7 protein-coding genes are annotated in these 12744 nt (G+C 52.6%); 5 read left to right on the forward strand and 2 right to left on the reverse strand.

Annotated elements, in window-relative coordinates:
• Window position 1 precedes the first annotated feature (1 nt).
• Together nadE and ACZRJQ_RS17770 are read left to right on the forward strand one after the other, a co-directional pair.
• On the forward strand, window positions 2-829 hold the full coding sequence (gene nadE / locus ACZRJQ_RS17765) for an ammonia-dependent NAD(+) synthetase (RefSeq protein WP_463979634.1): 828 nt from the start codon (window positions 2-4) through the stop codon (window positions 827-829).
• Between the two features lie 182 nt (window positions 830-1011).
• On the forward strand, window positions 1012-2034 hold the full coding sequence (locus ACZRJQ_RS17770; RefSeq protein WP_463979635.1) for a 2-oxoadipate dioxygenase/decarboxylase family protein: 1023 nt from the start codon (window positions 1012-1014) through the stop codon (window positions 2032-2034).
• 64 nt (window positions 2035-2098) lie between these two features.
• On the opposite strand, the gene azu is transcribed toward ACZRJQ_RS17770, so the two are convergent.
• A complete protein-coding gene (gene azu / locus ACZRJQ_RS17775; protein WP_463979636.1) occupies window positions 2099-2545 on the reverse strand; it encodes an azurin in 447 nt (148 codons plus the stop codon).
• Window positions 2546-2957: 412 nt separating this feature from the next.
• Here azu and ACZRJQ_RS17780 point away from each other — a divergent pair, with 412 nt between their 5' ends.
• A complete protein-coding gene (locus ACZRJQ_RS17780; RefSeq protein WP_463979637.1) occupies window positions 2958-3164 on the forward strand; it encodes a hypothetical protein in 207 nt (68 codons plus the stop codon).
• A gap of 300 nt (window positions 3165-3464) precedes the next feature.
• Here ACZRJQ_RS17780 and ACZRJQ_RS17785 read toward each other — a convergent pair whose 3' ends face one another.
• A complete protein-coding gene (locus ACZRJQ_RS17785; protein ID WP_463979638.1) occupies window positions 3465-5771 on the reverse strand; it encodes a YgiQ family radical SAM protein in 2307 nt (768 codons plus the stop codon).
• A 211-nt stretch (window positions 5772-5982) separates the two neighbouring features.
• Between ACZRJQ_RS17785 and ACZRJQ_RS17790 the strand changes: the two genes are divergently transcribed.
• Both ACZRJQ_RS17790 and ACZRJQ_RS17795 read left to right on the forward strand, forming a co-directional pair.
• Window positions 5983-10017, forward strand: a complete 4035-nt coding sequence (locus tag ACZRJQ_RS17790; protein WP_463979639.1) for a dermonecrotic toxin domain-containing protein — start codon at window positions 5983-5985, stop codon at window positions 10015-10017.
• Window positions 10018-10190: 173 nt separating this feature from the next.
• Window positions 10191-12668 carry a dermonecrotic toxin domain-containing protein gene (locus ACZRJQ_RS17795; RefSeq protein WP_463979640.1) on the forward strand — a complete coding sequence of 826 codons (2478 nt, stop codon included), beginning with the start codon at window positions 10191-10193 and terminating at the stop codon, window positions 12666-12668.
• The last annotated feature ends 76 nt before the right edge of the window (window positions 12669-12744 follow it).

The raw sequence follows: 12744 nt of genomic DNA on the forward strand, positions 1-12744 counted from the left end.
CATGCAGGCCGTACAGCGTCAGATTGCTCAAGACCTCAAGGTCCAACCGCCGTTTAACGACACCACAGCCCTTGAGGCCGAAGTCGCACGACGCATTACCTTTATCCAGTGCTGCCTGCACAACGCCGGGCTAAAAACCTTGGTGCTGGGCATCAGCGGTGGTGTTGACTCGCTGACGGCGGGTTTGCTGGCTCAGCGGGCCGTTAAACAACTGCGCGAACAAACGGGCGATCAAGCGTATCGCTTTATTGCCGTGCGCCTGCCCTATATGGCCCAGTACGACGAGATCGACGCCACCGCAGCGGTAGACTTCATCGACCCGGACGAGCGCCAAACCGTGAACATTGGCCCTGCGGTCAACGCCCTGAAAGCCGAAATCGCGGCATTTAACGGCAAACCTGCGGCTGCCGTTGATTTTGTATTGGGCAACACCAAAGCGCGGATGCGCATGGTGGCTCAATACACCATCGCGGGCGCCACTGGCGGTCTGGTGATCGGCACTGACCATGCGGCAGAAGCAGTCATGGGCTTTTTCACCAAATTTGGTGACGGCTCATGCGACCTCGCCCCGCTCAGCGGGCTGGTGAAAAATCAGGTTCGCGCCATTGCGCGCTACTTTGGCGCCCCCGAATCACTGGTTGAAAAAGTCCCCACCGCCGACCTCGAAGACCTCGCACCCGGCAAACCTGACGAAGCGTCCCACGGCGTGACTTACGCCGAAATTGATGCCTTCTTGCAGGGGCAGCCGGTGAGTGAGCAGGCGTTCAAGATCATTTGCAGCACCTACGAAAAGACCCAGCACAAACGTGAGATGCCGCTGGCGCCATGACATTGCTCGTTAGCACTGGCGCAGGCTGCGATCTTTTGGTGCTTTACAGATCGCAACCTTCGCCAGCGCCAACGGCTATCGCAGTCGGAAAAAACGGAATGATCCCCACGTTTTTTTTCGCTTGTCGGCCTCTCATTCAAGGGCTTTGATAGACGTCTATTCCGTCGCCAGAGCCCTGCCCCATGCCTTCGTTCGATGCGTTGTTTTCATTGGTCGAGTCTGTACTCGGCAAGCCAAACGCCAGTTGGTTGCGCGCCCATGTGCAGGTGCCTGAAGCGCTGCATGACTTTAACTTCAGCGCTACTGCGCTGCATCGGGTATGGCTCGCCGAAGCGCTCAACCTGTGCTTGTTCCACAAGCTGGTCGACGCAGTGCCTGATGGGCGCCGCTACGTTGAGGAGCAGGCAGCGCAAGGGCGCAAAGTGGTGTTTGATCACGGCGCCATTCGCACCGTCGATTGGCCATCAAACGGCGAACTGCCGCGCGGCCGTCAGGCATTTTCCCGCTTGTTGGAGCCGTTAGGCTTTACCGATGTGCGCACCTACCCGTTAACCAAGCTGAACATGACCGGCTGGGGCTATCGCCAAATGGATCTGCCCGAGGAGATTGCGCAGTTCTTTGTGTCGGAATTGCATCCGGGGCGTTTCAGCGAAGCTTTTCAAAGTGCCGTTTCACGCGTGGTCAGCAGCAGTCGCGACCCTCTTCAAGCAGAACACATAAGCATCCTCACACAGCTGCAACTCACCCGCCATTGCGCCCTGAGTGAGGCGCGGACACTGTTACCTGCGCTTTACCGTGCCTTTGACCGGCAACATGGCGTGGTGCTTGAGGCCGATTACCAGTGTTTGCTCAATGAAAGCGCCGAGATGGCGTGGATTGCGACCGAGGGCAACAGCTTCAACCATTTAACGGATCGGGTGCAGGACTTGGAGGCTTGCGTCGCCCAGCAGCGCGACCTGCAACGCCCTATGAAAGACAGCATTGAAACCTCGGCCTCGGGTCGGGTTATGCAAACGGCTTACCGTGCGTGCAGCGTGGCGCGTGGGCTGATTGATGCCCAAGGCCATTATCGTGAACATCAAGTGCCCGGCTCGTTTGTCGAATTTATTCAGCGCAAGATCGACACGAACACGGGGCGACTGGATTTGAACTTTGACAGCAGTAACGCGCAGGGCATTTTCAAAATGACCGATTCAACAGCTTGAGCCTGAATGCAAACAGCCCCGACGGCGCAAGGCACGTCAGGGCTGTTCAGGAAAAACCAGAGTCTTATTTAAGAATCACAGCGCCTTTCATCATCGAGTTATGGCCTGGGAAGGAACAGAAGAACGAATAATCTTCGCCAGCCTTCAGCTTGGACACGTCAAAGGTCACGGAGTCTTTTTCGCCAGCACCAATAATTTTGGTGTGCGCAATAATGCGAGTATCGCCGTCTTTGAGGTAATTCTTGTCAATGCCGGCTGACATCCCGTCAGTTGCAACACCTGCCATGTCTGCTGTTTTGGTCAACACAACGTTATGACCCATGACGTTTTTCGGCAAGCTGCCAGAGTGGGTCAGGTTCACGGTGAATGTCTTGCAGGACTTGTCGATGACAATTTCTTTAGTGTTGAAAGACATTTGGTCTGTTGAATCGACCGTCACAGCGCACTCAGCCGCCAGCAATTGGCCACTGGCCAGGGTCAAAAGGGATACCGCAACAACTTTGGCAAACATGGTGTATCTCCAAGGCAGGGTATTAAAAATCCACAATTTGCATAGAGATTGCCCCAAAAAGGCTTAGGTTCCAATGACCTGAGTCACGGCCTATCGCCTTGATCGAAACAATCAACCAGCCAAACGAATGGCAAGCCCATAACCTTAGGCCAACTTTTTATTTTTTTGGGGGAATAAGTAATGGGACTTCCTGCCTTGTTGACGTCTTTGATGGCGGCCTATGCCTGTGGTGCCAGCGGAACCTGTGAATAACCCCGGTCAGAGATTTAATCCACATCGTGCTTTTTAGAGGTGTAGAGTCGGGTTTGCAGCGCAAAAAAACAGCCTTGCAAAAACCCAGCTAACGGCTAAGCACTAATACAGGGCAGAATACGCGCCGCTCAACCTCACCTTCGAGCCCAGAGGATCGCCCATGGCCAAACCAAATTACAACTTCGCTAAGCGTCAAAGAGACTTGGCTAAAGAGCAGAAGAAAGAGGAAAAGCTGGCACGCAAGAAAGCGGCCGCTGAAGAAGGCACCGTAGCACTGGATACCGATTTGGATACCGACGTTGAAGTAGAAGGTGAAGTCGCCGCAGAATCTGCCGACACCACAGAAGATCAAGCACCAAAAGCGTAACCCCCTCGGCCCGGTTATCCACAACCCGGCCCACAGGATCTGTGATCAGGATCAGCAGCTCAGCTGTTGATCCTCGCACTTAGCCTGACGCCTCTTGTAGCACCCTCAGACGTTTTAAATCACAACGCCCCACACCAAGACGTATATTGGCCTACGTGCGCCTGGCAGGCTTCTCAGCGCGCAGAATGCACAACGCCAGCTCGAAAGCTGGCGCTAATGTGGCATTCAAAACCAGTCGTCACTACCGAAGGCTGCGATTAAGGCCGCATCGCAGCCTGCGCCAGCGACTACATGGCTTGTTTAGCGCGGTACGACCGGTTTGCGGGTCGGCTTTTGGCTTTTGCCGCCTTTGGCTGCTTCATGACGCTCTTTGGCGGCTTGTTTATTGCGGGCAAATGCCGCGGCCTTGGCCTGTTCGCGCTTGTCCCACGGGTTACCACCATCGCTGGCACGCGGCGGCAGGCCAGTGTGCTGGGTGAGGATTTTAGTGGTCGTGTCTTTGGCAACTTTATGGCTGCCAGCAGGCGTCGAGTTTTTACGACGAGCACTTTGGTAACCATCAATAGCCGGTTGATGCAGCGGAATCAGTTGGTCTTTGCCCGAGCCGATCAAGTCAGCACGGCCCATGCGCGTCAGTGCTTCACGTAGCATTGGCCAGCCTTTGGGGTCGTGGTAACGCAAGAACGCTTTGTGCAGGCGGCGCTGCTCTTCGCTCTTAACGATGGTGACCGAATCGCTCTTGTACGTAACCTTGCGCAGCGGGTTTTTACCCGAGTGGTACATCGCGGTAGCGGTCGCCATTGGCGAAGGGTAGAACGCCTGCACCTGGTCGGCACGGAAACCATTGCCCTTGAGCCACAGCGCAAGGTTCATCATGTCTTCGTCTTTGGTGCCTGGGTGGGCGGCAATGAAGTACGGGATCAGGTACTGCTCTTTGCCTGCTTCCTTGGTGTACTTCTCGAACATGCGCTTGAACTTGTCATAGCTGCCAATGCCCGGCTTCATCATCTGGTTAAGCGGACCTTCCTCGGTGTGCTCCGGGGCGATCTTGAGGTAGCCACCCACGTGGTGGGTCACCAGCTCTTTAACGTACTCCGGCGACTCAACCGCCAAGTCATAACGCAGGCCAGAAGCGATCAGGATTTTTTTCACACCCGGCAACGCACGGGCGCTACGGTACAGCTGAATCAGCGACGAGTGATCTGTGTTCAGGTTCGGGCAAATGCCGGGGAACACGCACGATGGCTTGCGGCAGGCGGATTCGATTTCCGGGGTTTTGCAGGCGATGCGATACATGTTCGCCGTCGGTCCGCCCAAGTCGGAAATGACACCCGTGAAGCCGGGCACCTTGTCGCGGATCTCTTCGATTTCACGAATGATCGACTCTTCGGAACGGTTCTGGATGATCCGGCCTTCGTGCTCTGTGATCGAGCAGAAGGTGCAGCCACCGAAACAGCCACGCATGATGTTCACCGAGAAGCGAATCATGTCGTAGGCGGGGATCTTTTCCTTGCCGTATGCCGGGTGCGGGACGCGTGCGTATGGCATGCCAAACACGTAGTCCATTTCGTCGGTGGTCATAGGGATCGGAGGCGGGTTAAACCATACGTCCACTTCGCCGTGCTTTTGAACCAATGCACGGGCGTTGCCCGGGTTGGTTTCAAGGTGGAGCACGCGGTTAGCATGAGCGTACAGAACCGAGTCGTTACGTACTTTTTCAACAGATGGCAGACGGATAACCGTCTTGTCACGCGTCATGCGAGGGCTGGCGAGAATCTGCACAACCTGCGCTTCGTTCGGGTCTTCAACCGGGCCTTTTTCTTGCTCAATAGCGCAGGCCTGAGTGTCCTGAGTATTGACGTAAGGGTTGATGATTTTGTCGATCTTGCCCGGACGGTCAATACGCGTGGAGTCCACTTCGTACCAGTCTTTTGGTGTATCGCGGCGAATGAACGCAGTGCCGCGCACGTCGGTGATGTCTTCGATCTTGTGGCCATAAGACAAACGCTGAGCCACTTCGACAATCGCGCGCTCGGCGTTGCCGTACAGCAGGATGTCGGCGCAAGCGTCGATCAGAATCGAGTTACGAACACGGTCTTGCCAGTAGTCGTAATGCGCGATACGACGCAGCGACGCTTCAATGCCGCCGAGCACAATAGGGACGTTTTTGTAGGCTTCTTTACAGCGCTGGCTGTACACCAAACTGGCCCGATCCGGTCGTTTGCCTGCCATGCCACCCGGGGTGTAGGCGTCATCGGAGCGGATTTTTTTGTCAGCGGTGTAACGGTTGATCATGGAGTCCATGTTGCCGGCGGCTACGCCGAAAAACAGGTTGGGCTCACCCAATTTCATGAAGTCGTCTTTGGACTGCCAGTTGGGCTGCGCAATGATGCCAACGCGAAACCCCTGAGACTCCAGCAAGCGACCAATAATGGCCATGCCAAACGAAGGGTGATCGACGTAAGCATCACCGGTCACGATGATGATGTCGCATGAATCCCAGCCGAGCTGATCCATCTCCTCCCTGCTCATAGGCAGGAATGGCGCTGGGCCGAAACATTCGGCCCAGTACTTGGGATAGTCAAATAAAGGCTTGGCTGCTTGCATGTCGATGACCGGTGTTGAGATGAAAAATCGCGGGCGCGGAATATAGCACAAAAAATAACCAATTCCGACGGCAATGGTCGGTTTTACACCTTCAGCCTGCTAGATCTTGCCCTTCAAGCACGTTGGCACTGAGTTAGATAGTTAGCACCTTCTTTAAAAACCAGTGTTTAGGGTGTTGCGACCCCGCAACCCTACTCAATGGTATTGATCGATGAGCAATCCTCAGGCAACTCCACCCGTGAAGGCCAGCGCAGCTATGCCGCTGGCAGCTCACTCCGATTTCATTAAGGAACAGCTGCCAAACGGAATCAGCCAGGCAGATCCGCTACTGCTCAAAGCGCTACGCGTCAGCCTTCTCAAGAGCAATCATTCAAGGCACGACCTCAAAGAGGTCATGGACGCACTGCAAAACCCGGCAGCGTTTGCCAAACCCTTGCTGCATGAGGCCATCAAAAAAGAATTCCCCCATGTGCAGGATATTGAAAGCATCGTTTTCGAACGCGAATGGAAGAACTCGCACCTGCTCGGTCTTATTAAGAACCACGCCGCGACCACCCACCAATCGCTTCTTGAAGCGGCCTTGCAGAACTTTGAAGCATCCGAGGGGCAGCCCGGCGGGATGGCAAGTGGCACCACCCTGAATACGCCCACTAAACAAGGTCCCAAGCAGGCCGGCATAACGGCCGCTGAGTTCGCAAACCTATGTCGTCGTCTGGACTTGGGTAAACAGTACCAAGAACATATCGCCACAATTGTTGATCCCCCCGCCACTCCCGGCCTGACCCGCACGGCCAAGCAGGTACAGCGGATTTTTAGTGAGCATGGGAGAAACACCTTTGAGGTCGCGCTGCACATCGCTTACGTGCAAAAGCAGATCGAAAAAGCGCTTTACGATGATCTGCTCATTTTGCTGAGCAAAGGCCAACACCCAAGTTTGAGGTGCAGTCACTTGGCCATTAACCATGTGGTGATGGCAGGGGTATGGATCATCGGCGATTCGGACTTGGCAAAAGATCAAATCTTGTACATTCCCGAAGACCCTGTCCAGGCACTTCGCAAACACACCTCGAAGTTAGACCTTGAGAGCACACTGGCTGAGCGCCTGAAAGAGCCTGATTACGCCAAGTTTTTCAACACCCTTTACCCCCTAAAACATCATGGCTCCACATTTACGGTGCGTGAACCCTACTGGAGTAGTTCAGGGGGAGGCACGCCGGTCTTAGTCACACCCTCGGGCCTGAACGAGCCAGTCATTTTCTCTCCCATTCAGGGAGACCTATTTGAAGGCGCTGCCGAGCAGTGGCTCATTCAGATAAAAGACAATGCACGCACCCTCGCCGTCGCCACCGCAGATGCTGACGCGCATGCCCGGCAAAAACGTCGCCAGTACTACATTGATACAGGCAAGTCCGTGCTCTTCTTTGCCATGTCGTTCATCCCTCTTGTGGGAGAAGTTCTGTTAGTCGTAGCCGGCATTCAACTCATCAATTCGGTCTATAACGGTTTCGCTGCCTGGAGCCGCAACCACAGCGATCAAGCGTTGGATGAGCTGTTGAATGTCATCGACGACATCGCATTGGCTGCCGCCACCGCAGGTGCAATCAAAACCACAAACTTCACCGCCTCTCTTATAAAAGTCAGGCTGGCCAATGGCGGCTACCGGCTATGGAACCCAAGCCTGGTGCCCTATCGCCAATTAAAACCCTATCCAGACGGCACTCAGCCTGACGCCCGAGGTTTGTATCATCACGAACAGCAGCACTACTTGGAACTTGACGATCTGTCTCATGTGATCAAGCTTGATCCACAAAGCCAGCAATGGCGGCTTCAGCATCCCACCGACCCGCAGGCTTACACTCCCCCCCTGCTAAGTAACGGGGTTGGCGGATGGCGTTGCGAACATGAAAACCCGTACGACTGGGATGAATTCAAGCTCATCAAACGCCTTGGCCCTGACGCGAAAAACATTACTGAGCCCATGGTCGAAGCGATCTTTCGGCTAAGTGGCGTCGACGCTACTACCTTGCGCGAAGCTCATCACGATGCCGTGCGTCCGCCACCGGCACTGCGCGATACCGTAAAGCGTTTTAACCGGGAAAAGGAAATCGATAACTTCACCTTTGAGCGGGCCTTGGGTACCAGCCTTAGTCAGTACTCTCCACTTATTCAGTTTTATCTGACAAGAACGCTGCTCCAACTAACGAGCCTCAAGGAACTGAACATCACCCAAGATCAGGAGAACCACTCCGATGAACAAAACACGGACATCAATGTACCTGAGTCGAGACTTATAAAAGGCGAGCTACTGGATGTACTTGAAGAGCAGATGCAACTGAGCGAGTTCGAAGCCTTGCTGCCAGAAATGCCGAGCGAGAGCATAAGTAACATTCAACGCTTGGCTAAACGACTGCATGAAGAAGCGCTAGAACAAAAACATCTACTTCTTATGTGGCTTGAAGACTATACCGACAGCCCTGGCTCGAAGCTTGAATATGACATTCGAAAAATTATGCCCTTGCTTTCAAAAAGTCATCTCGAAGAAATGACGGCTGTCTTAAACGAGGAGCAAGCACAGCGAATAATGCTGGAGCAAAGCCTTACACCCCAACAGCACTGGGAAGCGTCTCAATACGTGCAAGAGAAACAAGCCAGACGAGCTGTTCAAAATGCTTACCTCAACAGCGCCTATAACATCTCAAGCCTCAGAATCATATTGAACACCCTTGAAAAACTGCCGGGTTGGCCAACATCGCTCCGCATTGAAATACGCGATACCAGCATCAATGGCAAAACACTTGGCATTCTTGGCCCTGAAAATGCCCCCAAACAGTACCTATTGATTCGCAAAGACCATAAATATGCTGTTCACGATGCCGTGGCTGGCCAACTGCATACGCCGACCGATCTGTTTAGTGCAATTGAAAAAACGCTGTCTACACAGGCCTTTGACATCACCAATGCCGACACCCTTGAACGAACGGTGCAACGGGCGCTGCTGCACCGGGCACAATGGCAAAAACCCCTAATAAGGAATACTCGCCGCCCAGTGGTTCTAGCCCTATCAACTGGGCACCCGCTCGACCCGCTTTTTGCAGAGCCAAAGCCACCTGCTAAGCCGATCTTGCGTGGCGATAACATTTATCAAAGTCAGCCCCTACCTGATGGCACGTACCGCTACTACATTCGGCAAGACGGAAAACACTACCAAGTAAAATCAGACACGCTGGGATGGCAGCTTATTGACGCACGGAGCCGGTTCAGAGCCTATAAGCCTTATATCAATAGAAACGCTAAAGGTCATTGGGAGATCGATGAAAATAAAGGTTTGCTCTTGGGTGGCATGGATGACCAGCCGATTGCAGCGCCGTCCGTTATTGCTCCACACGTTAACGTAAATTCAGCGATGGTTTTAATCCATGACACCTATACACCTGGTGATATTAATCCGGTGCGAGTGCCTTACACCGCGCAAGACCTGGCAAAGATGCGATCGATACAAACCTACATAGCGGGCAGGAACTATACAGGCCATTACGACCGTACCAATAACGGTCGATACCCGATCCGTGACGCTTCAGGTCAACCTATGCGAATCAAGTTCATCGAAGCATCCAGCACTTCAGATGCGTCCAACACGACGTACTACAAAGAGATATTAGAGCCTTACCTAAAGTGGCAAGGTTATGAAAAAGTGGCAAGCCTGTATGATGAAAAAATTAAAGTCGTCCCTTTCACTGCGGCATTTCAAAAGTTTCCTGAGGAGTCGAGTTTGCTGGGGCAAAACACAGTAGTCGCCAAAACAGCAATACATAAGGGGGAGCCACTTGGTATTTATGGCGGCACAGTAATACTCGAAGCAACAGCTCAATCTCTACAAGATGTCTACGCATCAAGTATCGAAGCCAGATCGTCTCCACCCCCTGATGCCATTCCACAAATAAGAAAACTTACCAATACAAAAATAATCTCTGGCGATAATATTCTTTCCCGAATTAACACTATTTTCGAGTATGAAGCAGGCAGGCCTGTGAGACACACCCAAACAGGTTACAACACTGAAAGTGTCGATTTCGATATTGATATAATCGATAACTCTGCGGTTAATATTCCAACCTATCAACAAACGCTGACACGGTTAAAAATGACCGCTCTATTTGCCAGTGAAGATATCGCCGCAGGCGATGAATTACGTTTGGACTACAATTATGGCGAACAAGAGATCCGAGAGTATTATTCTGAACCTTGATCAGCCAGCTCTCCTCTTAGCGCTGAGAGTGTATTGATTGATCGCGTTAACGATAGAGAGCCCGCACCTATGTTCAATACAGCCTGGCACTGTACTACATAGTTAACACCTTCTTAAAAAGCCATTGCTTAGGCTGTTGTGAACCTACAACCCCTACTCACTGGTATTGATCGATGAGCACTCCCCCTGCAACGCCTCCCACTATCGACCCCACTGTAGCCCCATTGGGCATCCATTCAGATTTCATTAAAGAGCAGTTGCCAAGCTGGATCACGCAAGCCGAGCCATCATTACTGAGGGCTCTGCGGCTCAGCATTCTCAAGAACAACCAGTCACGGCACGACCTGAAAGACCTCATGGACGTTCTGCAAAGCCCTGCAGCGTTTGCCAAGCCCTTGCTAAAGGAGGCTATTCAAAAAGAACTCCCTCACTTGCAAGACATTGAAAACATCATTTTCGAACGCGAATGGAAGAACTCACACTTGGCTGGCCTGATCAAAAATCACGCCGCAACCACCCAACAGTCGCTTCTGGAAGCAGCACTACAAAACTTCGATGACTCTGAGGTTCAACCCGGCGGCATGGACGAAGGAACTTGCCTTTACACACCGATAAAAAAAGGTAAAAAACAGTCCACCGTCACAGCACTTCAATTTGCGAACCTGTGCCGCCACCTAGATGTGGGCGAGCAGTATCAAACACATATTAATGCCGTTTTTAATCCCCCTGCGGCCCCAAGCCTTACCCGCACCGCCACGCAGGTACATCAACTTTTCAGTGTGCATGACCAACACACGTTTGAGGTCGCGTTACACATTGCTTATTTACAAAATCAGATCGAAAAACCTCTCTACGATGATTTGCTCATCATTCTAAGCGAGGGCCAACATCCAAGCCTGAAATGTAGCCACCTTGAAATTAACTCTATAAAAATTACAGGCGCTTTAGTCATTGGGAGTGCGAACCCCAATGAAGACCAAGTGCTGTACATCCCTGAAGACCCACTACAAGTATTTCGCAAACACACGTCGATGACGGACCTGGAGTACAAGCTGGCTGAGCGCCTAAAAAATAGTGAGTACGAACATTTTTTTAGAAGCCTTTTCCCTCTGAGTTCTACAGGCACGTTATACACAGTGCGCGAGCCTTACTGGGCTGAGTCCGGCGAAGGCCCCTCCATTTTAATCACTCCCTTTGGTATACAAGAGCCGGTTTACCGCATTCCTATCGAAGGAAACTTCTTCGAAGGCATTGCACAACAACGAATCACCCAGATTAAAGAAAATGCGGCGGTACTGGCGGTACCCACTGCGCAGGCCGACAAGGTCGGGCGGCAGAAACGCCGCCAGCACTACATAGACATGGGTAAATCCGTGTTGTTTTTTGCGCTGTCTCTCATCCCTGTTGTGGGGATGGCTTTATTAGTCGTGAGCGCCCCCCAAATCGTTAGCACGGTTTACAACGGCTTTGCTGCTTGGCGCAGACACGACAGCACTCGCGCTCTGGAGGAATTGCTAAATGTCGTGGACAGCGTCGCGCTGGCCGCTGTCACCGTGGGAGCATTCAAGACCGCAAGTTTCACAACGTCGTTGATAAAGGTCAGGTTAGCGAACGGAGGGTTTCGTCTATGGAACCCGGACTTGGTGCCCTATCGCCACTTAAAACCGTATCCCGCAGGCTTGCGAGCCAACGCCGAAGGGCTGTATCAGCACGAACAGAACCAATACCTGGAGCTTGATGACCACTCACATAGGGTCGAACTTGATCAGCAAACCCAGCAGTGGCGACTGCAGCATCCCAGTGACCCGGATGCTTATACGCCGCTAATGTTGAGTAATCGTGCTGGAGGCTGGCGCGCTGAACACGAAACCCCCTACGACTGGAGCGACCTAAAACTCATAAGGCGTCTGGGGCCTGACGCCCAAAACATCACACAAGCGATGGTCGAACCTGTCTTGCAGCTCAGCGGCACAGATATCAACACGTTGCGCGAAACTCATCAGGACTCCGTACCTCCCCCCGCCGCACTGCTGGACACTTCAAGGCGCTTCTCGCTAAAACAGGAAATTGATGACTTCACCTTTGCCCGCGCTTTAGGCGCAAGTGTGTCTGCATACTCTCCCCTTATTCAGCGTTATCTCATCGAGTCGCTTGCTCAATGGCCTAAAAACAGAGCACTAAGAATCACCCAAAGGCAGGGAAACACCAGCAACACCAACACCAACACCAGCGAAGACAGCCCGGATATAGAAGTGCCTGAATCAAGACTGATAAAAGGCGAGTTACTTAATGTTCTAGAAGAAGAAATGGAACTAAGCGAGTTTGAAGCATTGCTGCCAGATGATGCCACTGCAGCCTTGAACAACGTACAGCGGCTAGCCAGACGTTTACACGCAGAAGCCACGCAACAAAAAGCACTGTTGTCTATGTGGTTAAACGACTACGTTGATAATCCCTCTACAGCCCTCGAGTACGACATTCGCAAAATCGTGCCGCTGCTCTCAAAAAGCTATCTGCGTGAAATAACGGCGGTTCTGAATAAGGAAGAAGGACAACGCTTAGCGTTAGAGAAGAGCCTTACCTATCAGCAGCACTGGGAAGCAGATCAATACGTTAAAGAGACCCATGCTAGTGTGCTGTTCTCGAAATAACTTTTCTGCGGTCTTGGCTACACTTCCTCTGTCATTCAGCGCTCGGGGGAACGCAAGTGAACGCCCAAGAGATTGT

Source organism: Pseudomonas sp. E315 (assembly GCF_055406205.1).

Coding starts and splice junctions, on each gene's coding strand:
- nadE (WP_463979634.1), top strand. CDS start 2: ATGCAGGCCGTACAGCGTCAGATTGCTCAAGACCTCAAGGTCCAACCG.
- ACZRJQ_RS17770 (WP_463979635.1), top strand. CDS start 1,012: ATGCCTTCGTTCGATGCGTTGTTTTCATTGGTCGAGTCTGTACTCGGC.
- azu (WP_463979636.1), bottom strand. CDS start 2,545: ATGTTTGCCAAAGTTGTTGCGGTATCCCTTTTGACCCTGGCCAGTGGC.
- ACZRJQ_RS17780 (WP_463979637.1), top strand. CDS start 2,958: ATGGCCAAACCAAATTACAACTTCGCTAAGCGTCAAAGAGACTTGGCT.
- ACZRJQ_RS17785 (WP_463979638.1), bottom strand. CDS start 5,771: ATGCAAGCAGCCAAGCCTTTATTTGACTATCCCAAGTACTGGGCCGAA.
- ACZRJQ_RS17790 (WP_463979639.1), top strand. CDS start 5,983: ATGAGCAATCCTCAGGCAACTCCACCCGTGAAGGCCAGCGCAGCTATG.
- ACZRJQ_RS17795 (WP_463979640.1), top strand. CDS start 10,191: ATGAGCACTCCCCCTGCAACGCCTCCCACTATCGACCCCACTGTAGCC.